The sequence below is a fragment of the Janthinobacterium sp. 64 genome (assembly GCF_002813325.1).
Taxonomy (GTDB): domain Bacteria; phylum Pseudomonadota; class Gammaproteobacteria; order Burkholderiales; family Burkholderiaceae_D; genus Janthinobacterium.
The window spans coordinates 1,416,051-1,437,408 of sequence record NZ_PHUG01000001.1 but is presented as its reverse complement, the minus strand read 5'-3'; the positions used below and the strand labels follow the sequence as shown (position 1 = coordinate 1,437,408).

At 62.4% G+C, this 21,358-nt stretch carries 16 protein-coding genes and 1 tRNA gene; 7 read left to right on the top strand and 10 right to left on the bottom strand.

From position 1 onward, the window contains the following. The first annotated feature begins 82 nt into the window (after window positions 1–82). Window positions 83–1,282, top strand: a complete 1,200-nt coding sequence (prpF, locus tag CLU91_RS06255) for a 2-methylaconitate cis-trans isomerase PrpF (RefSeq protein ID WP_100873469.1) — start codon at window positions 83–85, stop codon at window positions 1,280–1,282. A gap of 102 nt (window positions 1,283–1,384) precedes the next feature. Continuing rightward, on the top strand, window positions 1,385–3,271 hold the full coding sequence (locus tag CLU91_RS06250) for a propionate--CoA ligase (RefSeq protein ID WP_100873468.1): 1,887 nt from the start codon (window positions 1,385–1,387) through the stop codon (window positions 3,269–3,271). 44 nt (window positions 3,272–3,315) lie between these two features. On the opposite strand, the gene CLU91_RS06245 is transcribed toward CLU91_RS06250, so the two are convergent. Continuing rightward, window positions 3,316–4,029 (bottom strand): S24 family peptidase, encoded by a 714-nt coding sequence (locus tag CLU91_RS06245; protein WP_100873467.1) that lies wholly within the window; start codon window positions 4,027–4,029, stop codon window positions 3,316–3,318. 149 nt (window positions 4,030–4,178) lie between these two features. On the opposite strand from CLU91_RS06245, the gene CLU91_RS06240 reads away from it, so the two are divergent. The 3 genes from CLU91_RS06240 to CLU91_RS06230 all read left to right on the top strand — a co-directional run bounded on the left by CLU91_RS06240 (window position 4,179) and on the right by CLU91_RS06230 (window position 6,874). Beyond that, complete coding sequence (locus CLU91_RS06240) at window positions 4,179–4,613, top strand: FeoC-like transcriptional regulator (protein WP_100873466.1); 435 nt, start codon at window positions 4,179–4,181, stop codon at window positions 4,611–4,613. Between the two features lie 56 nt (window positions 4,614–4,669). Then, the gene (locus CLU91_RS06235) at window positions 4,670–5,098 is read left to right on the top strand and encodes a hypothetical protein (RefSeq protein ID WP_071076698.1); all 429 of its coding nucleotides are present in this window, start codon (window positions 4,670–4,672) and stop codon (window positions 5,096–5,098) included. Between the two features lie 276 nt (window positions 5,099–5,374). Continuing rightward, window positions 5,375–6,874, top strand: coding sequence for a nucleobase:cation symporter-2 family protein (locus CLU91_RS06230; RefSeq protein WP_232730644.1), 1,500 nt, complete (start codon window positions 5,375–5,377; stop codon window positions 6,872–6,874). Between the two features lie 27 nt (window positions 6,875–6,901). Here CLU91_RS06230 and CLU91_RS06225 read toward each other — a convergent pair whose 3' ends face one another. Together CLU91_RS06225 and CLU91_RS06220 are read right to left on the bottom strand one after the other, a co-directional pair. Beyond that, the gene (locus tag CLU91_RS06225) at window positions 6,902–11,944 is read right to left on the bottom strand and encodes a diguanylate cyclase domain-containing protein (RefSeq protein WP_100873465.1); all 5,043 of its coding nucleotides are present in this window, start codon (window positions 11,942–11,944) and stop codon (window positions 6,902–6,904) included. 809 nt (window positions 11,945–12,753) lie between these two features. Continuing rightward, window positions 12,754–13,677, bottom strand: coding sequence for a LysR family transcriptional regulator (locus tag CLU91_RS06220; RefSeq protein WP_034785878.1), 924 nt, complete (start codon window positions 13,675–13,677; stop codon window positions 12,754–12,756). 123 nt (window positions 13,678–13,800) lie between these two features. Here CLU91_RS06220 and CLU91_RS06215 point away from each other — a divergent pair, with 123 nt between their 5' ends. Beyond that, the gene (locus CLU91_RS06215) at window positions 13,801–14,448 is read left to right on the top strand and encodes an NADPH-dependent F420 reductase (RefSeq protein ID WP_100873464.1); all 648 of its coding nucleotides are present in this window, start codon (window positions 13,801–13,803) and stop codon (window positions 14,446–14,448) included. A 225-nt stretch (window positions 14,449–14,673) separates the two neighbouring features. On the opposite strand, the gene CLU91_RS28800 is transcribed toward CLU91_RS06215, so the two are convergent. The 3 genes from CLU91_RS28800 to CLU91_RS06205 all read right to left on the bottom strand — a co-directional run bounded on the left by CLU91_RS28800 (window position 14,674) and on the right by CLU91_RS06205 (window position 15,901). Next, entirely contained in the window at window positions 14,674–14,838 is a 165-nt protein-coding gene (locus CLU91_RS28800; protein ID WP_442906596.1) for a tyrosine-type recombinase/integrase, read from the bottom strand. Continuing rightward, complete coding sequence (locus CLU91_RS28420; protein WP_157814624.1) at window positions 14,826–15,419, bottom strand: tyrosine-type recombinase/integrase; 594 nt, start codon at window positions 15,417–15,419, stop codon at window positions 14,826–14,828. Before CLU91_RS28420 ends, CLU91_RS28800 begins: the two co-directional genes overlap by 13 nt. A 395-nt stretch (window positions 15,420–15,814) precedes the next feature. Beyond that, window positions 15,815–15,901, bottom strand: a tRNA-Leu gene (locus tag CLU91_RS06205). A gap of 373 nt (window positions 15,902–16,274) precedes the next feature. On the opposite strand from CLU91_RS06205, the gene CLU91_RS06200 reads away from it, so the two are divergent. Continuing rightward, window positions 16,275–17,672 (top strand): HD-GYP domain-containing protein, encoded by a 1,398-nt coding sequence (locus CLU91_RS06200; protein ID WP_100873462.1) that lies wholly within the window; start codon window positions 16,275–16,277, stop codon window positions 17,670–17,672. A 170-nt stretch (window positions 17,673–17,842) separates the two neighbouring features. Here the strand turns inward: CLU91_RS06200 and CLU91_RS06195 are convergent, their stop codons facing one another. The 4 genes from CLU91_RS06195 to CLU91_RS06180 form a co-directional block, all read right to left on the bottom strand. Continuing rightward, window positions 17,843–19,573, bottom strand: a complete 1,731-nt coding sequence (locus CLU91_RS06195; protein ID WP_100873461.1) for a methyl-accepting chemotaxis protein — start codon at window positions 19,571–19,573, stop codon at window positions 17,843–17,845. Between the two features lie 346 nt (window positions 19,574–19,919). Beyond that, entirely contained in the window at window positions 19,920–20,132 is a 213-nt protein-coding gene (locus CLU91_RS06190; protein ID WP_099763360.1) for a hypothetical protein, read from the bottom strand. An 85-nt stretch (window positions 20,133–20,217) separates the two neighbouring features. Continuing rightward, window positions 20,218–20,721 (bottom strand): DUF2939 domain-containing protein, encoded by a 504-nt coding sequence (locus CLU91_RS06185; RefSeq protein ID WP_157814623.1) that lies wholly within the window; start codon window positions 20,719–20,721, stop codon window positions 20,218–20,220. Window positions 20,722–20,846: 125 nt separating this feature from the next. After that, a complete protein-coding gene (locus CLU91_RS06180) occupies window positions 20,847–21,293 on the bottom strand; it encodes a DUF2939 domain-containing protein (RefSeq protein ID WP_100873459.1) in 447 nt (148 codons plus the stop codon). Between the last annotated feature and the right edge of the window lie 65 nt (window positions 21,294–21,358).

Here is a 21,358-nt window from a genome sequence, read left to right as displayed (position 1 = left end):
AGACCCGCCGGAACTCGGCGTCCCCGTCTGACCCCAGCTCTTTGCCTCTGGGTTTAATCAGCAATTCAACGCAGGAACTCTAATGACCCACACCCCCCAAATCAAGATCCCTGCCACCTACATGCGTGGCGGCACCAGCAAGGGCGTGTTCTTCCGCCTGCAGGATTTGCCCGCCAGCGCGCAAGTGCCGGGCGCCGCGCGCGATGCGCTGCTGCTGCGCGTGATCGGCAGCCCCGACCCGTACGGCAAGCAGATCGACGGCATGGGCGGCGCCACCTCGAGCACCAGCAAGACGGTGATCCTGGCGAAAAGCAGCAAGCCTGAGCACGACGTCGACTACCTGTTCGGCCAGGTCTCCATCGACAAGCCTTTCGTCGACTGGAGCGGCAATTGCGGCAATCTGTCGGCGGCAGTCGGCTCGTTCGCCATCGCCAGCGGCCTGGTGGACGCCGCGCGCGTGCCGGCAAACGGCATCGCCACGGTGCGCATCTGGCAAGCCAATATCGGCAAGACCATCATCGCCCACGTGCCCATGACCAACGGCGAAGTGCAGGAAACGGGCGACTTCGAGCTCGATGGCGTGACCTTCCCGGCCGCCGAAGTGAAGCTGGAATTCCTCGATCCGGCCGCGGACGAAGAAGGCGGCGACGGTAGCAGCTCTGCCATGTTCCCGACCGGTAACCTCGTCGATGACCTCGACGTGCCCGGCGTTGGCGTGTTGAAAGTCACGATGATCAACGCCGGCATCCCGACGATTTTTGTCGACGCCGACGCCATCGGCTACACGGGCACGGAACTGCAGGACGCCATCAATCGCGACCCGGCCGCGCTGGCCCGTTTCGAGACCATCCGCGCGCATGGCGCGCTGCGCATGGGTTTGATTTCCCAACTGGATGAAGCGGCGAAGCGCCAGCACACGCCGAAAGTGGCCTTTGTCGCCAAGCCGGCCGGCTATGTCTCGTCCAGCGGCAAGCAGGTGGCAGCGGGCGATATCGACCTGCTGGTGCGCGCACTGTCCATGGGCAAGCTGCACCACGCCATGATGGGCACGGCCGCAGTTGCCATCGGCACGGCGGCGGCCATTCCCGGCACGCTGGTGAACCTGGCGGCGGGCGGCGGCCCTCGCAACTCGGTACGCTTCGGCCACCCGTCCGGCACCCTGATGGTGGGCGCGGAAGCGGCCCAGGTAGATGGCGCATGGAGCGTCACCAAGGCCATCATGAGCCGCAGCGCGCGCGTACTGATGGAAGGTATCGTGCGCATTCCCTGCGACGCGTTTTAGGCAGAAATACGCAGGCAGATGCTACACAGATCGTACACATAATGCGGCGGCCAGGCCAGTTGGCCCAGGCCTGACACAGATTGCACGCCTACCGGAGGAGACATGAATTTCGCAGCATTTTATCAACGCTCGATCGACACGCCTGACGCCTTTTGGCGCGAGGAAGCGGAAAAGATCGACTGGCATACCCCGTTTTCGCAAGTGCTTGATTATTCCCGCCCGCCGTTCGCCAAATGGTTCGTCGGCGGCACCACCAATTTGTGCCACAACGCCGTCGACCGCTGGGTGGACAGCCAGGGCGATGCCGCCGCGCTGATCGCCATTTCCACCGAAACGAACACCGAGCGCAGCTACAGTTTTCGCGAGCTGCAGCGCGAAGTGGAGCGCTGCGCCGCCATGTTGCTGTCGCTGGGCGTGGTCAAGGGCGACCGCGTCCTGATCTACATGCCGATGATCGCCGAGGCGGCCTTTGCCATGCTGGCGTGCGCCCGCATCGGCGCCGTGCATTCCGTGGTGTTCGGCGGTTTTGCCGCCAACAGCCTGGCCAGCCGCATCGACGATGCGCAGCCAAAACTGGTGTTCTCCGCCGATGCCGGTTCGCGCAACGGCAAGGCGATCGCCTACAAGCCGCTGCTCGACGAAGCCATCCGTATCGCCGCGCACAAGCCGCAGCAAGTGCTGCTGGTCGACCGCCATCTGGTGCCGATGCAACTGACGCCGGGCCGCGACGTCGATTACGCGGCCCTGCGCGAGCGGCACCTGGATGCGCAGGTTCCCGTCACCTGGCTCGAATCGAACGAGCCGTCCTACGTGCTGTACACCTCGGGCACGACGGGCAAACCGAAGGGCGTGCAGCGCGACGTGGGCGGCTACGCAGTGGCGCTGACGTCGTCGATGCAGTACAACTTCTGCGGCAAGCCCGGCGAAACCTTCTTTGCCACCTCGGACATCGGCTGGGTGGTGGGCCATTCCTACATCGTGTATGGCCCGCTGATCGCCGGCATGGCCACCATCCTGTACGAAGGCTTGCCGATCTGTCCCGATGCGGGCATCTGGTGGAGCATCGTTGAAAAATACAAGGTCACGCGCATGTTCTCGGCGCCGACGGCCATCCGCGTGCTGCGCAAGCATCCGGTGGAACTGATGCGCAAGTACGACCTGTCTTCCCTGAAGGCGCTGTACCTGGCGGGCGAGCCGCTCGATGAAACCACGTCCCAATGGATCGCCGACGAACTCAAAGTGGACATCATCGACAACTACTGGCAGACGGAGACGGGCTGGCCGATCCTCTCGGTGGCAAAAGGCGTGGCTGATACGCCGACGCGCCTGGGCAGCCCTGGCCTGGCCATGTATGGCTACCAGGTCAGGCTGCTCAACGAAGCGACGGGCGAGGAGTGCGGCGCCAACGAGAAGGGCGTGCTGGTGCTGGAAGGCCCGCTGCCGCCAGGCTGCATGCAGACGGTCTACGGCGACGACGAGCGTTTCGTCGAGACCTACTGGTCCACCTTCAGCGACCGGCAAGTGTATTCGACGTTCGACTGGGGCGTGCGCGATGCGGACGGCTATTATTTTATTCTGGGTCGCACCGATGACGTGATCAACGTGGCCGGCCACCGCCTGGGCACGCGCGAAATCGAGGAAAGCATCAGCAGCCATCCGAACGTGTCGGAAGTGGCCGTGGTGGGCGTGGAAGACAAGCTCAAAGGCCAGGTGGCGATGGCGTTCGTGATCTTGAAAAACCCGCAGGGTGTCGACAGCGTGGAAGCAAAAGCGGCACTGGAACGCGAAGTGATGGCGGTGGTCGACCGCCAGCTGGGCGCCGTGGCGCGGCCCGCGCGCGTGCTGTTCGTGCCACAGCTGCCGAAGACGCGTTCGGGCAAGCTGCTGCGCCGCTCGATCCAGGCCATCTGCGAAGGGCGCAGCCCGGGCGACCTGACGTCGATGGACGACCCGGCATCGCTGCAGCAGATCCAGGCAGCGCTGGCTTAAGCGCCATGACGAGAATGCAGTTTATCAAACGATAAACTGCATTCTCAAATGCGGTCGCTTTCCTTGCGCACGACCCTGCCCACGATCAGGCATTCATTGCCGCGGCACAGTTTGCGGTGGTATTTGCGCTGGTCCGGGTTGTCCGACGTCAGCCACCATTCGCCGATATCGCGCGCCATGCGCTTGACCACCGGTTCGCCTTCATAATTGATCGCGAATACCACGCCATCGGCCGGCCGGCTGTCGGCCGTATTGATGATCACCACGTCGTCCTCGTACAGGGCCGGCTCCATGCTCTCGCCCTTGACCTTGATGGCCACCAGTTTTTCAGGGTGGTAGCCATTGCGATCGACCCAGCTGCGCGGCACGCTGATGGTGCTGCCGTCGTGCGTTTCCGGTTCGATGGCAAAGCCCGTGATGCCGGCCGACAGGCGCAGTTTCACCTTGCGGATCGGATAAAAGCGTTCATCCTCGCCATCTTCCACGACCACGGGCTGCGCGCCGGCCAGCGCGCGCGCGGCCATGGCCGCCTGGTCGGGCGCCGCGCCCTGGTCGAAGTACATGCTATCGAGCTGCAGGTCCGCTTCCAGCTTGCGCGCGATCTTTTCGCTGAAGGCGCGTCCCTCGCGGTAGCTGGGCGAGAGGATTTGCGAGATGCGCGCCTCGCTCCAGCCGCTGACGTCGGAAATTTTCTTGCGCGTGTTGTCGTAGTGCTCGCGGATCAGGGCCAGCAGGCGGTCGCGTCTGTATTGATACATATTCATCTCCACATTAAACCCGAAATTTACCGTTTGATAAATTACCAAATGCTTGACTTTAACATTAGCGATTGATAAAGTCCACTCGTTGCCTGTCGCAAACGCACTACAGCGTCTGCCGGTTGGCGACACCACGGGAGGTCAGGCAGATGTTGAACAGCAGTCAGTTGGTGGAAAGCAGGGCGGCGCCTCGCCAGGGGCGCCAGTTACAGGGACGCAGCAAGAAGTCGCAGCTGCACATCGCCCGCATCGCGCAGTACATCCGCGAGCAGGGCCAGGCCAGCGCGGCGCAATTGTCCGCCTTGCTGGGACTCGATGCGGGCACCATGAGCCGCTATTTGCGCCACATGTGCGGCATGGGGCAGATCCATCTGGCGCAGCGCCATTGCACGGAGCCGGGGCGCCAGCGGCCCGCACTGTACGCGCTGGGCGAACCGGACGACGAGGTCGACGGCTGGGCCGAACTGCCGCCGCAGGTGCGCCGCACGGCGTGCTGGCCACGCGGTGCGGCGCGCCGCGATCCGCTGGTGGCGGCCTTGTTCGGACCGGCGCAAGGGCAGGGCAGCAAGCAATTTCTCAAATGAATGACAGCAAGCAAGCTGCCAGGCGCAGCTTTTTTTGCCGCAACTGAAAGTACATCATGCATATCGATATCACCGCCGCAGGGGCTGCCTGGATCAAGCTGCTGGGCGTCCCCTTGCTGGCCGCCTTCTTTGCCACCTTGCTCAGCTTCATGGTCATGTGGCCACGCAACTGCAAGGAGGCGCTCATCCGTATTTGCTCCAGCATCATCATTGCCACCTTTGCCGGTCCCGTCCTGGTGTCGGCGGTGCTGGCGTGGTGGCCTGGCTTGTTTGACAGCGCGCAGACGGTGGCGGCGCTGTATGGCTGTGATCCGGCCACGGGCTTCCTGTTCATTGCCGCACCGCTGATGGCGCTCGTCGGCTTGCCGGCGTGGTGGCTGGTGAGTGCCAGCGTGCGCTGGTTCGACCGGCGCCGCGACAAGGATATCGGTGAACTGGCGGCCGATGCGGCCGCTGCCGTCAAGGAAGTGCGGACGCGGCGCTGACGGCGCGCGCGTCCCCTTTTAGTGCATGCTCATGGCGGCGCGCCTGAAATCGGTGCGAAGGGGGAGGGCAGCATGCGCCGTTATGCTGGTTTGTCGCCACAAACTGTATACAATCCACCTGGCACGAAGCGTGCATGGCATACCTTGGTCATCCCATCCAAGGAGCTTCGCATGCCTCATCCACCGCCAGTGTGTTCCTGTCGTCCCGTTTCTCTCTTGCTTTTCCCTTTCACCTGCGCCCATCCGGGCTGCGGTAACCCAGGAAATGGAGCGTAAATGGCCTCTCCCCGCTTGAAATCCATCCACCGCAGCGCTCCGGGCAGCACGCCTGCCGCGCCATCGCCCGTCGATGAAATCCTGCCAGCCGGCAAGCTGTTTACCCTGGGTTTGCAGCATGTGCTCGTCATGTATGCGGGCGCCATCGCCGTGCCGCTGATCGTCGGGCGCGCCCTCAAGCTGCCGCCCGAGCAGGTAGCGGCGCTGATCAGTGCGGACCTGTTCTGCTGCGGCCTGGTGACGCTGATCCAGTCCCTGGGAATAGGCAAGTACTTCGGCATCCGCCTGCCCGTCATGATGGGCGTGACCTTTGCCGCCGTCAGTCCCATGCTGGCGATGGCGAACAATCCCACCTTGGGCATCACGGGCATCTTCGGCGCCGTGATCGGCGCCGGCGTCGTTTCCATGCTGATCGCTCCCTGCATCAGCCGCCTGCTGGCCCTGTTTCCGCCCGTGGTCACGGGCAGCATCATCGCCGTGATCGGCGTGTCGCTGATGCGCGTGGGCGTGAACTGGGCCATGGGCGGGCCGCCCGCCATGGCGCAGATCGCCGATCCCGCCTTCCTCAAGATGGCCGCTGCCGCCACGGCGGCCGGCTTGCCTGCGCCGCTAGGCCCCGTGCCGCTGATCGCCAATCCCGGCTATGGCGCGCTGGACAACATGGGCATCGCCTTTTTCGTGCTGGCCGTTATCTTGCTGGTGGCCAAGTATGGCCGCGGTTTCCTGTCGAATATCGCGGTATTGATCGGCATCATCGCCGGCACGGCCTTGTCGTTTGCCTTGGGCAAGGCCGATTTTGCCAAGGTGGCCAGCGCCAAGGCCTTTGCCATCGTCACGCCGTTCCAGTTCGGCATGCCGACTTTCGACGTGGTCGCCATCGTGGCCATGAGCCTGGTGATGATCGTCGTCATGATCGAGTCGCTGGGTATGTTTCTGGCGCTGGGCGAAATGACGGACAAGCGCATCACGCAGGCCGACATCAGCCGCGGCTTGCGCGTCGATGGCCTGGGCACCCTGATCGGCGGCATCTTCAATACCTTCCCGTACACCTCGTTCTCGCAAAACGTGGGCCTGGTCGGGGTGACGGGCGTGCGCAGCCGCTGGGTCTGCGTAGCGGCCGGCATCATCCTGCTGGTCATGGGCGTGATACCGAAGATCGCGCAGACGGCCGAAGCCGTGCCGGCGTTCGTGCTGGGCGGGGCAGGGCTGGTGATGTTCGGCATGGTGGCCGCCACCGGCATCCGCATCCTGGCCGGCGTCGACTACAAGAGCAACCGCAACAACCTGTTCATCGTGGCCCTGTCGATCGGCTTCGGCATGCTGCCGCTGGTGGCGGAACAGTACGCGCAGCACATGCCGAAGGCCCTGTCGCCGTTGCTGCACAGCGGCATCCTGCTGGCCGCCATCGTTGCCGTGCTGCTCAATCTGTTCTTCAACGGCCTGGCGTCAAGCGAAAAAGCGAGGGAGCAGGCGCGCGAAAACAGTCACGGCAGCGATTGAGGCGCCGCCCTGTAGCGTGAATGCGGATCAGCCGGACGGCAGCATCTTCAGCACCACGCAATTGCGCCCCGCATCCTTGGCGTGGTACAGCGCGGCGTCGGCCAGGCGCAGCAGGGCGTCGGGATCGGCGGCGCCCGGTGGCGACTGGACCGCGATGCCGACGCTGATCGTCACCTGTGCCGCATCCGCACCCGCAAGGGGGATGGCCAGCTCTTCGATGGCGCGCCGCAGCGCTTCGCCGATCTGGCGCGCCTCGTCCGCGCCCGTGTTCGGCAGCACGATCGAAAACTCTTCGCCGCCGTAGCGCGCCGTCAGGTCGCCTGCGCGCCGCATGCCGGCCGCCAGCGCCTGCGCGACACGGATCAGGCATGCGTCGCCGGCCTGGTGGCCGTGACGGTCGTTGAAGCGCTTGAAGTAATCGACATCGAGCATGATGACGGCCAGCGGCTGGCCGACGCGCGCGGCGCGCGCACATTCGGCGCGCAGCACGTCGTCGAAATGGCGCCGGTTTGACAGGCCCGTCAGGCCGTCGGTGATCGACAGGGTTGCCAGCTTGCGGTTGGCGTCTTCCAGCTGCTGCGTGCGTTCGGCAACGCGCCGCTCCAGGCCGTCATGCAGCCTGGCGCTGGAGATCGAGATCATCGCCTGGACACCGAGCATGCGCAGGAAGGCGACGCGCTCCTGCGTGAACGAGGCGTCTGCAAGCCGGTTCTCGAAGTACAGGATGCCGTCGATCTGGCCGCCGTGCCGGATCGGCAGGCACATGACGGCACGCGGCCGCCGCAACTGCACGTACGGGTCGGCGACAAAGCGCGAGACGCCCGTGATGCTGTCTTCGATCACCTCCGCGCCAGTGCGGATCACATAGCGCAGCAGCGACAGCGGGAACTGCGGGTCGCTGGCGGCGTTCAGGTCGAGCCGCCGCGCTTGCAGCACGGTGATGCCGTCGCCATCGATATTGGCCTCCAGCTGATAGCTGCCGTCGGACTGCAGCAGCAGGCGCGCCACCTGCGCACCGGCGTTTTCGCAGACGATGGCAATGAGGCGTGTCAGCACGTTGCGCAGGCCCACTTCGTTCGACAGGATCTGTGCCGCTTTCAGCAGCGACACCAGGTCGAGCGCGGAACTGCCGTGCGTGTGGGGGCCCACATGCGACAGCGTGGCGCGGCCATCCATCCTTGACAGCAGCGCGGCGTGGCGCGCCCGCAGTTGCGTCACCTTGCCCTCTGCGCCCCACTGGCCGTAGTGCGCGATGGCGTCCTGGATGAAGACGCCGGCCACGCGCGCATGGCCCTGCTCGGACCAGTATTCGCCGCACAGCTCATTGCCCAGCGCTTGCACGTTGACGTAGCCTGCCAGGCCGGCGGCGTCGATCGCCTGCCGGTAATGGCGCGTGGCCAGCTGCAGGTCTTCCCGGTAGCGCGCCATCTCGGCCATCACCAGCAGATGTTTGGCCGCGCTATTGTCCGAGCCTTGCCTGGCCCACTCGGTGAGGCTCGCCTGCAGTGCGTCGATCACGCTCAGCACAGCGCCCGCATCGGCTCGCGCCGGGTCGCGCCGCAAGGCACGCAGCCATATCAGCGCGGCGTAGAAGCTCGACTCGGCAACCTTGGCCTGGCCGCGCATGATCTGGGTGACGATGCCGAGCTGGCCGGCCAGCAGCTCGGCATCGGCGCCGTTGAACAGGTAGGCGTTGCGGATCTTGCCTTGCAAATAGTAGGCGCGGTACAGCTGCGAATCGCCATACTGTTCGAGGAAGCGCGCCTCGCTGAACGTCGCATCATCGTAGCTGTCGTGCCGGGGCAGGCGGCCCATCAGGCATTTGATCGGCTGGACCGCGGCGGCGACGCAGCAATCGGCCATCGCCTGCTGGCCGTTGGCGCGCATCAGCGCCAGATCGTGCTCGATGTCGTGCAGCAGGTGCGGCAGATAGTCGCCGAGGATCATCCGTTCGGTGGCGCGCACGGCCGCCACCACGCCGACCTGCACGAAATCGGCGATTTCCAGTGCCCAGCCAAAGGCTTCCTGGTACAGGGCGTCGGAGCTGCGCAGCGGCTGCGTCCAGTGGCTGATGAGCGCACCGAACATCAGGCCCGTGAGTGTGCGCGTCTGCAGATTGGCACGCCGCCTGGCCAGCGCCATCGCCATCGCGCCGAAGTCGTAGCTGCGCGCCACGTCGCCGTCGTACAGCGCCAGCATCAGCGCGTAGCCGACATAGGCGACGGCGCTGAAATCGCTGTTCCCCCGTTGCATGGACAGCCGCGTCATCGATGCCACCATCAGCGCGCTGAGATCCTGCTGGCCGGCGTAATAGCTGGCCATCCACAGGCCCTGCATCATTTGCATGGCGGCCACCGCGTCCGGCGCGCACATGTCATCGGCTGCCAGCAAGGTGGTGGGCGCCTGCGCGCCAGGCTGCCGCCCGATATCGGCAAGGATGTCGTCGAAGCGTGCCTTCATCTGCGCCACGTCGTGTGGAATGTCGATGTGCAGCAGCGCCAGGCCATCGCGCTGCACGGCGATGGCGTCGAGCAGGCGGCCCTGCAATTGATACTGGTGCGCCTGGATGGCGATGCAGCGCAACTGCTGCAAGGGGCGCAAGCTGCGGGCGCGCACCAGCGCATAGATCGCCTCGGCGGCATCGAACTGGCCGCACAGGTAGGCCGCTTCGGCCGCGCCCAGCTGCAGGTCGAGCCAGAGGCCGGCGTGGACGCTCCACGCCTCTGCGGGCAGCAAGCCTAGACCAATTCGCATGTGCTCCAGCGTGGCCTGGAACGCGGCCGAACGCCGTGCCTTGACGCCGGCCTGCAGATTGAGCGCCGCCAGCTGCACGCGCTCGTCTGCATCGTCGAGCAGCGCACGGCCGGCGTTGAGCTGTTCGACGGTCTCGAACAGTGTCTCGTCCTGCTGCCCCGGCGTGGCATGCCGCAGCAGCAGGCGGCCGATGCGAAGATGGTTGGCCGCGCGGGTAGCGGTATCGGCGACCAGGTAGGCTGCCTGCTGCACCCGGTCGTGCAGGAAGCGGTAATGGACGCCGCTGTGGCCGGCGCGGGTATCGCCATCGACGTATTTATAGCATTCGTCGAGCGGCTGGACCAGTCCTGCATGCAGCGCAGGCCACAAGGCTTGCTGCGTGTGCCGGGGCGAGCGGTCCGTTGTCAGCGCAAGCGTGTCGAGCGTGAAGCGGTTGCCGCAGGAGGCGGCCAGTTGCAGCAGGTGCTGCGTTGCCGTGGGCAGGCGGTGGATTTTCTCCAGCAGCACCTCGACCACGTTGTCCGTATATTTGACCTGTTGTATCGCGCGCAGGTCCCAGTCCCAGCAATCGCCTTCGGCCCGGTAGCGCAGGTGGCCCGTCTCATTGAGCGAAGCGAGGAACTGGTTGAGGAAAAATGGATTGCCGGCCGTCTTGGTGTAGCAAATGCGGGTCAGTGGCGCGCAGTCAGGTGCCGCCACGCGCACGGTAGCCGCGACCATTTGCGCAACCTGCGGCTCGCTCAGGGGGCTCAATAACAGCGTGGACAGGCGCACCTCGCGTGCGAGCAGCTTGTCGCGCAGCGCGATGAGGGGGGGTGCGGCGCTCACTTCGTTGTCGCGGTACGCGCCGATGAACAGCAGGCAGCACTGGTCGCATGAGAGCATGAGCAGTTCGATCATCCGCAAGGTGGCCGCATCGGCCCATTGCAGGTCGTCCAGGAACAGCACCAGCGGATGCCCGGCGCAGGCGAAGACTTCGACGAAGCGGGGGAACAGGCGGTCCAGGCGCAGCTGGGCCTGTGCCGGCGCCGACGCGGGCAAGGCTTCGGTGGGACCGACGATCAACGCCAGCTGGGGAATCAGTTCGACCAGCACGCCCATGCCATCGCCCAGGGCGCCGTGCAGTTTTCCGGACCACTGCCGCAGCGTTGCTTCGGGCTGGCCCAGCAACTGGCGCACCAGCCCCTGGAAGGCCTGGATCAGCGAGGCATACGGTACATCGCGCTGGAGCTGGTCAAACTTGCCGGACAGGAAACAGCCGCGCCGGGCGACGATCGGTTTCTGCACCTCGTTGACGACCGCCGACTTGCCGATGCCTGAATGGCCGGCCAGCAGCAGCATCTCGCAGCGGCCCGCGGCACTGCGTTCGAACGCCGCCAGCAGCACGGCGATGGCATCTTCGCGCCCATGCAGCGTCTGCGGCACCAGGAAGCGGCCATTGTGGTCGGACAGCTTGAGCGCCTGCGCCGGCTGGTCCGCGCGGCAGGCATCGAGGTCGCTGCGCAGGCCTTGCAAGCTCTGATAGCGCTGATCGGCATTTTTTTCCAGCAGGCGCTGGATGATCGGCAGCAGCTGGCCCGGCAAGTGTGCGAGTGCCGGGTGCGACCAGTCGGGACTGCGGGCAATGTGGCAATGCACGAGTTCCATCGCGTCGCCCGCCTCGAACGGCGCCTGGCCGGCCAGCAGTTCGTAGAAGGTGGCGCCGAGCGCATAGAAATCGGCGCGCCAGTCGACCCGCCGATTCATGCGCCCCGTCTGTTCCGGCGCCATGTAACGCAAGGTGCCTTCCAGGGCCTGGAGATTGACGATGCCATGGCTTTCGTAGGGCAGCTCACAGGCGATGCCGAAATCGGTCAGCTGCAGCAGACGCCGGTCGGCGTTCCACACCAGATTGGAGGGATTGATGTCCTTGTGGATCACGCCATGGCGATGGACCGCTTCCAGCGCCGCGCACAGTTGCAGCGCGATGTCGAAAAAATCGTCCAGCGCCAACGCAGGCTGCGCCGGCGTCCTGCGCGCCGCCAGCTGCGTGCGCAGCACCTGGTCGAGCGCCTGGCCGCCGCTGTCTTTCAGCAGCATCGTCCAGCACCCGCCGTGCAGCTGCAGCGCCAGCGGATGGACTACGCCTGGATGGCGGCAGCGGCGCGCGATCGCATACTCGCGCTTGAATTGTGCCAGTTGCTGAAAGGAGGGGAACTGCTGATTGGGCTTCTTGACGATCAGCGCGGTGCCATCGGCGGCCCTGGCGCGATACACCCGCGAGCGGTCACCGCTGTGCAGCTGTTGGATGATCTCGTGGTCGAAAAGGGAGCGCATGGGCTGTAGCGGTACACGGACGGTTGCGGGAGCCTTGAGGCGCACAATTCGAAGTCTTACTTCGTTGCAAGTATTATATCAGCAGGGGGCCGTGGAGTGAGCGCGGGGCACGGTGGTGTTGTATAAAAGCCGGCAGGGCTATGACGGCCGCGTGCCGGGCTTCACGCAGCAGGCTGACGAAGTAACCCCCAATAAATTATTGTGATTTCTGACTTCCATATCCGGCGCTCTGCAAGGTGGCCGACGAGGCTTGCTCACTGCTAGCAGTGCTCGCACTGCGTCGCAGCGAGCGCCTTGCATAGCATCCGGTTCTGTTCGTCATAAGTTCACACTAATTTCCCGAGGATTACTTGGATGTTTCTTGCTCGCTGCGGCGATGGTTTCGAAGTCCGGCACTTCCTCCACGCAGGGTACCGGCAACTGGTCAGGTCGATGGGGGCGCGTGCGACGCTTGCTTGTTTTACGGCCACGGCCATGGTGATGGCTTGGCCGGATAGGCCTGCGTTCACGCAATGCATGATGCCAAAATGCGCGTGTGGACGCACGTGGTAGCGCGGTGCTTTAGCAGCTTTGGGCTTGAAATCAGGGTAAATTTCACGACGTCAGCTCTATAAAAGCTGAGGCCGTGTCCAAATGTCAGACCTGACCATTGCGCCTTTCTTGCGCCTTTCGTGCGAGTGGTGTTGCGACATGGGAACGGCGTTGTTTTCGCGCTATGCTGCACTTTGGCGCGTTCTTGGGTATGCCTCGATGTCTGTGTAGGTAACCAGGCTTCGGTTCGACGACAGTGGTCTGATATCAAAGGTGCGCTATTTAGCAGAGAGGACTTGCGGCAGCTTCTGGACACGAAATGCCTCGACAACAAAATCGACAAAGGCGCGCGTCTTCGCCGGCAACAGTTTCTGACTGGTGAAATACAACGAGATCGCCCCCACATCACCATACCAGTTCGGCAGCAATCGTACCAGCGCACCACTTTCCAGATGTGGAGCAGCGTGGGGAACTGGTATCAATCCGACGCCAAGGCCCAGCACCACGGCTCGGCTGAGTGCATCCGGATCGTTAACCAGCATAACCGCCTGCTGTTTTGCTGTGACTTCGACTCCTGCGTTATTGCGCATGACCTGAATCCGCACGCGACCAGTCAATGGAGAGCGCATCACAACACTGGGTAATTCGGCAAGTCCGGCTGGATCTTTGGGACGACGCTTGCCCTGTAATAGCGCTGGCGATGCCACTGCAATCAAATGTATTCGCGCCAATTCGCGCGCCACCATACCGGGCGGTAGCTCAAAACCAGCGCCGACCGCCGCATCAAAGCCGCCTGCGATCAGGTCCAGCGGACGGCTATCGAAAACCCAATCGGGAGTTACTCCCGGATATCTTTCGAGAAACGCCGGCATGAGAGGTAACAGATAATCCATGCCAAATCCAGGTGCCGCGCTCAACTTCAACACGCCGGTCGGTTGCCCGGCATTGACCTTGATGTCGGCAATTGCGCCCTGGATGCTGTCGAGACCAATCTGTACTGATTGCCGAAAACGTTCACCCGCTTCACTTAGCGTCAGGCCACGGGTGCTACGCTGGAAAAGTCGTACGCCAAGGTTCCGTTCAAGAAGCGCGACGTTCCGACTCACTGCTGCTGGCGTCAGGCCCAGCCGACGTGCTGCAGCAGAAAAGCTGCCGCTCTCGGCACTGCGGACGAATGACTCCAGATTGGCGAGAGTTTCCACGATTTCACCTTCAAGTAATAATTGAAACTGATTATAGTTGATTGATACTAACGCAATAAACACCAAGGCCCTAAAATTCAACTCAGCAAACAGTTTATTCACTTAATTTCAAAGGAAAAAATCATGACTATCGGCATCATTGGCTCGGGCGCCCTCGGCTCCAACTTCGCTCGCATTCTTGCAAAAAAAGGGATATCGGCCACCATCTCCAACAGCCGTGGAGCAGCCTCGCTGGCTGACTTGGTTGAAGAACTGGGGCCATCCATCAAGGCCGGCACAGTGGAAGAGGCCGCAAGCGCCGATATGGTGCTAGTTGCGGTCCGCTGGGTCGATGCAGAGAAAGTACTGGGCAGCCTGCCGGCGTGGAGCGGTCGCATCGTGATCGACGGCACTAACCCTGTGGAGTTCTTCGATCCAGCAACGTTGCCGGATGCGAACGACATAAGCAATCCTCTCGCCGCATATGGGATCAAGGCGGTCGATCTTGGCGGAAAGCATTCAAGCCAGATCATCCAGCAATTCGTTCCTGGTGCACGGGTCGTCAAAGCATTCAATCATAACGACGTCAATGTGCTGAAGGAGCCGGAGACGGCAGGTGGCAAGCGCGTATTGTTTTACTCTGGCGATGACGCTGCCGCAAAGGCCGAGGTGCGCGGTATCATGGAAGTTGCCGGATTCTTCCCGATTGACCTCGGCGCGCTGGACGTCGGTGGACCGCTGGCCTCACTGCCCTTCGGGCCGCTGTCGACGCATAACTTTATCAGTATCTAATCGACATCGTACGCATGCCCTGCATAAGCCGTTAGCAACTATCGTGCATGAGGGCGGTACGAGGACTTTTTGCTAGCGATGTTTGTGCGTAGGTAGTTTAGTAGGTACGATTGTTGAATTGTTCGTAAAGGCCGCATAAAAACTAGTTGTTCGCATTGCACCGCTTTCATCAAGCAATAAAAAACCGCCCGAAGGCGGTTTTTTATTGCTTGATCACTGTCGAGCCTACCTGAGCTTAGCCGCTATATCCTCGGCGCTCTCGTTGTAATAGACCTGGAGCATACGCAAATCCCTGTGGCCGACCATGCGCGCGAGGTCGAGCACGTTCAATTTTTTTGCCAATCGCGTGATGGCCGCGTGCCGGCTGTCATGGAAGGTCAGGCCCTCGATGCACGATCGTTCGCGCGCTTTGCGGAACAGGGCATCGAGCGAGGCCGTGGAAATGCCGAACGATGGGGCCTCGCCGAGTCTGGCAATAGCGACAGGAGTTCCAGCGCGCACGTCGATAGCGGTACGTCTCGCCGCACGCCGTTTTTATTGATCGAGGCGGGGAGGCGGGCGACGGCGCCGTCAACCCAGACGGGCGTCAGTCCGCAAATTTCCCCGGCTCGCATTGCCGTCTCGATGGCGAAGAGGTAGGCGACCGCCACAGCCTGGCTCTTCGTCGTCACAGGCTCCTCGGTGAAGCCAAGTGCGTTGCACAGGCGCTCGATTTCATCCTCGGTAGGAATGCGTTCGCGCGAGGCGGCAGGCTTGGGGCGGCGCACGTCGCTGGTCGGACTGGCCGCAAGCCATTTCCACTCCCTACGCGCAGTCGTAAAAACGTGGGATAGCAAGTTCAGCTCACGATTCACGGTGGCGCCACTGACCTTGCTTTCCCCTGTCATGCGCTGATCGCGCCAGGCGCCGAGCAGTTCAGGTGTCACGTTGGCCAGTTTGATATCTTTGATTTTCTGGCCGCCAATGAGCACTTCACCGATGGCGTTGAGGCGCAGCCTTTCCCAGCGCTCACTGCGCTTGTGGATTGAGACTTCTTCCGTACACCTGTCAAATGCGTCTCGATAGTTTTTCCCGATGACTATGTCGCCATCGGCACCGCCCCGGGTTTCGATTTCGAGTTCCGACGTTTAGGCCGCTGCCTCGACCATGGTCTCGAATGGCCTTGAGCATGAGGCGATATCGCCAGATCTTGCCATCCATAATTAGAGTTGCCATTTTGGTAAATTCTTTGGCAAATTTTGGCAACTGGCCGCAGCATTCCAAGGGCAATGCTTCATTTTTCGTTTTCTACAGACGAAAAAAAACCCGCTTTCCCCTATGAAAATAGAGAAAAGCAGGTTTTGTACTACTATGCGATTTTTGTTCTTGGTGCCCGGAGCCGGAATCGAACCGGCACGCCCTTACAGGCGGGAGATTTTAAGTCTCCAGTGTCTACCAGTTTCACCATCCGGGCAGCGCGGCGAGATTCTAGCACAGGTGATGCGCATCACGCCATCTTGTGCCTGCGCCGTGCCGGTGGGCGAGGGACATGGGCACGTCCTTGATGTTTTTCGCGCGCCGCTGGGCGGTGATCGCCAGGGCAATTCAGGTGTGGCGTACTGTGCTGGCATGCGGTGTCATCATGACGCGGCTTTTGTCGGCCAAGGTTGTTCGCAAGGTCCAGGCAGGCGCAAGTCCGCTAGACGAAAAATCATGTTTGACGGCATCTTGCCTGCCAGCCGCTGGGCGCGGCGCATGCATGGACAATGATGTTGTCACAAGGTATCTACAGGCAAGATCTCGCGTAGAATATAGTTTATTGCAAATTAGAAACTTACATTTCTACCATGTTAATCTTATCCGCAAGTACGCCGCCCGTTGACGGCATCCGGCTTTCCGAACTGATCGCCGCCCTGAGCCAGGCCCTGGATATCACGGAGGGGCAGCCAGAAGGCCATTGCATCCGCTGTTGCTGGATCGGCATGCACGTGGGACGCGAACTGGGCATGGCGGATGAAGACCTGTGGAATCTGTATTACACGCTGCTGCTCAAGGACCTGGGCTGCAGCAGCAATGCAGCGCGCATCTGCGAGCTCTATCTGACGGACGATCTGTCTTTCAAACAAGGCTTCAAGACGGTGGGCGACAGCCTGCCGCAAGTGCTCAAATTCGTCCTCAAGCACACGGGCCTGAAGGCGGGCCTGGCCGAGCGCTTCCGCGCCGTGATGACGATCTTGCGCGACGGCGCGCACATCGCGCAGGAGCTGATCGCCACGCGCTGCCAGCGCGGCGCCGACATTGCGCGCCTGCTGCGCTTTCCGGAATCCGTGGCGCAGGGCATCTACAGCCTCGACGAACACCACAATGGCCAGGGCAAGCCGGACAAACTGGCAGGGCAGGCGATTCCCTTGTTTTCGCGCATTGCCTTGCTGGCACAGGTGATCGACGTGTTTCATACGGCCGATGGCGCGCGCGCCGCCCAGGCCGAGGTGCGCCAGCGCGCGGGCAGCTGGTTTGACCCGCAACTGGTGCAGGCGTTCGAGCGGATGGCGCAGTCGGCCGGCTTCTGGTCCATGTTGCGCTCGCAGGACCTGACGGCTGCGGTGGCGGCGCTGGAGCCGGCCAACCGCTCCGTACCGGTGGATGAAGACTATCTCGACGACATCGCTGCCGCGTTCGGTCAGGTGGTCGATTCGAAAAGCCCGTACACGAGCGGGCACAGCGCCCGGGTCGCCTTGTATGCGGACATGATCGCCGAAACCTTGGGCGTGACGCCGGAGCGGCGTCGCTGGCTCAAGCGAGGTGCTTTGCTGCATGACGTCGGGAAACTTGGCGTCAGCAATAGCGTGCTGGACAAGGCCGGCAAACTCGACGCGGATGAGTGGCTGGCCGTGCAGCAGCACGCGCACTATACGGAAACGATTTTGTCACGCATTGATGCGTTCGCCGAACTGGCTGTCGTGGCAGCTGCGCACCATGAGCGGCTCGATGGCAAGGGCTATCCGCGCGGCTTGACGGCCGACGACATCAGCCTGGAAACGCGCATCATCACCACCGCCGATATTTTCGACGCCATCACGGCCGACCGGCCATATCGGGGGCCAATTCCCATTCCGAAAGCGCTCGAGATCATGGCCGAGACCGTGGGCACAGCCATCGACGCGCAATGTTTTGCCGCCTTGAAAGTGGCGCTGGCCGGCTTGCCGGAACTCACGCAGCAGGGCTCCGGGGGGCTGGCGGCCTAAGAGTGGGGTTCCCTGCAGTAGCGCACAAAAGCCGGGTGCATTTTGTGGTAGTGCACGGATCAGGGGCAGGATATACAACAGTTGCCGTGGATTTTTTTCGTCAGGGGTGTGTTATTGCAACGCGACAGGGGCGGTACCGATTACGGCTCTCCCCTGTGCGTGCGACCTGTTTAAAACTCTTCCCAATCGCCGGCCGTCACGGCTTGCGCTTGCGCCGCACGGGGTTTTGCCGGTGCGGCCTGGCGCTTGACGGTGCTGCTGGCCGCAGCCGGTACCAGGCGCAGCGGTTTGTGGCTGGCGCGCGCCGGTGCTGATACTGGCGCAGGTGCCGCCACATGGGCGTCGTGCGTCTTGAAGATGCTCACGGTTTGCACCAGGTGGCTGGCCTGGTTGCGCAGGGATTCGGCCGCTGCCGCCGCTTCTTCCACCAGCGACGCATTTTGCTGCGTGACGCTATCCATCTGTGTCACCGCCTGATTGATCTGCTCGATGCCGGTGGATTGTTCCTGGCTGGCCATCGTGATTTCAGCGATGATGTTGCTGACGCGGGCGACACTGGCGACCACCTCGGACATGGTCGTGCCCGCTTGTGCCGCCAGTCTGGCGCCCGCATCGACGCGGCTCACGGAATCGTCGATCAGCGTCTTGATTTCCTTGGCAGCGCTGGCGCTGCGCTGGGCCAGGCCGCGCACCTCGGTCGCCACGACGGCGAAGCCGCGGCCCTGTTCGCCGGCACGCGCCGCTTCCACGGCGGCATTCAGTGCCAGGATATTGGTCTGGAAGGCGATGCCGTCGATGACGCTGATGATGTCGACAATCTTGCGCGACGATTCGCTGATCAGGTCCATGGTGCCCATCACTTGCCCTACGACGGCGCCGCCCTTGCTGGCGACGTCCGCTGCGGTGCTGGCCAGCACATTGGCTTCGCGGGCATTGTCCGCATTCTTGCGCACGGTGCTGGTGAGCTCTTCCATCGAAGATGCGGTTTCTTCCAGTGAACTGGCTTGCTGTTCCGTGCGCAGCGACAGATCGCTATTGCCGCTGGAAATTTCTGCAGCGGCAAGGGCCACAGTGTCCGAATCCTGGCGCACGGAGGACACCACGGCAGTCAGCGACACCTGCATGCGCTGCAGCGCCGACAGCACGCTGACGCTATCGTTCTGTGCGACGTTGAGTGGGCCTGTCAGGTCGCCGGCGGCAAGCAGGCTGACGGCGTCGCACAGCTGTTTCGGTTCGGCGCCCAGCGCCTTGAGCAGGCTGCGTGTGATGAGCCAGCCTGCCAGGGCCGCCAGCACGATGGACAGCAAGCTGGCGCCGATGAGGATATTCCTGTTGAGGATGTAGCGCTCGTTGTCTTCCTGCAGGATGATGGCGGAGCGCTGGTCCGTCAGGGCGAAATATTCATTGCTGGCGGCAACCAGGGCGGCCAGCAGCGGACGGCATTCCTCGTTCATCTTGACGATGGCTTCCTCGTTTTTCTTTTGCAGCGCCAGGTCCACGATGGCCAGCGCCACGGGGGAGTAGCGTTTTTCGATGTTGTCGATCTTGTTGACGATGGCGCGCACCTCGTCGGACACCCCCGGTTGCTGTGCCAGCTGCAGCAGATGCTGCATGTTCTTGACGACATCGGCCTGCGCCTGCAAGACTTGTTTGCGTTCGGTTTCCAGGTCTTCCGGCTTGGTGACGAGCACCAGGTTCCTGGCCGCCACGGCGCGCATGTCGATCGCGTCACGCACGCGGTGCGCCGTATTGGCGCGCGCCGTGATGCCGTTGACATACTGGTCAAAGCCCGTGTTGAAGGTAGAAAAACTCCGCACGGACAGACTTGAGATGCCGATGAGGAAGAAGACCAGCAGGCCGAAAGCCAGGGTCAGTTGGGTGCGTACGGTGAATTTATCCATGATGTCTCTCCCAAGATACGTGGTGATGTTTAGAAAGGGGGCTGGCGTGGGACCAGTGGCAGGCGCTTGCCTGGCAACGTGTGGCGCCCTGCGCAGTGCTTCTCTATCCAGAACACGGATTCGTGGTGTGAGGATCGTGCTATGTAAAAACCAATTTTAATAATAAAATTTGGTATTTGTTTTATTTGTTGAAATCATTGTGGCACACAAATTTTCGTAAATCAATCAGATTTTGCGTGCCAAAAAACAACTATCTGGCATGGATGGCCAATGCCGGGGAGGCACTGGCCGGCGAGACGGTCAAGCGGCAAAGGGCTTGCAGGTCGCAGGCCCTGGCGGTGCGTGATCAGATGGGAAATGCGCCCGCGCCCGATACATTCAGGCAGGCGACCTTGTCGCTGGAAAAATACTTGATTTGTCCCAGGCCGATGGCGTAGCAGCCGTCGCTGAGCGGAGAAATGGGGCCGGTGAGTTTTTCGCCGCTGACCAGGGTCACCACCCAGGGCGTGGTGGCCGGTTTGCCCGCGTGGGCCAGTGCGTGTTGTACCAGGTCTGACATGCTGCCTCCGATGGAAATCAAAACCCGATGATAGCAGTGTAAGGTTTCGGATAGCCGCTGTTTGCCGATACGCCGGGCCGGCGTGTTACGCGTCGGCCAGCAGATTCCTGGGCAGCGCCACCGACACCAGTTTCCAGCGCCACAGGCCGTCGCGCGTCAGGGTCAGCTCGCCGATATGGCTTTTGCTGTGGGCGCGCTGCACCACGACCTTGTCCCAGGAAGTGTAGCGCAGCTTGTAGTCGGGCTTGGCATTGCGCTTGCGGCCGCTGATGTCGCTGACCTTGGCGATCGGCTTTTCGTAGCGGTCATTGAGCTTCATCAAGGCAACGATGCCTTCAGGCATCAGCATGGTATCGAGCAAGGGGTCGATGACGTCGGGGCTGATGTCGTCGGCCACTTCCGGCGCCGAGAACAGGGCATGCAGTTGCTGCCCCAGGCTGCCGCGCAGCTGCGCCAGGTCGATTTGCGCAGCCAGGGCCTGGGTATCCTCGTCCATGGTCGCCGTACGGATTTTGTTCATGGTGAAATATGGGCTGCCATAGAAGGCGCCGGCCAGCGCGACCAATGCCACTAGGGCGAGAAGCAACATTCTTTTCATCGTGCAATCTCTCGGATACCTGGCGACCCGGTGGGCCTGAAGTGCTAGCATTCTACATAATATTTCCTAAATTCAATATGGCGGTTCAGGTAAGTGTTGTTTTAGATCAAGTTTCGTCAGAGTAATTCCGGCGGCAAGGTAATATCCGTCAATTTCCAGTCCCAGATGCCATGCCGGCGCAGCAAAAACTGGCTGGCGGCGGGGCCTGCGCCGCTGCGCCGCAGCACCACTTCGGTCCACGAGCGGTACGCCATGCCGAAGTCGTGGCGCTTGCCATCCGCCCCCTGCTTGCCGTGCAAGATCAATATCGTGATGCCGGGCGGCGAGACGATGGTGTCGAGCATTTCCTTGAAATCCTCGTCATTGGCCGTTTCGCCGGCCGCCCGCAACTGGCGCGCCACGCTGGCACGTACGGCGGGCAGGTCGGCTTGCTGCGCCAGGGTTTCCAGGCGCACGGATTTCGCCGCGATGCTGATGCGGTACATGGCGATGTAGGGGCTGACCCAGGTGAAGCCGATGGCGGCGACGCTAAAAATGATCGCGGTGGCGTACTTTCTTTTCATGGTCCGTATTTTTGTATGAGCTGTGCCGCCGTGATTTTACCCGGCCAGGGGCGGTGGATGGTGTA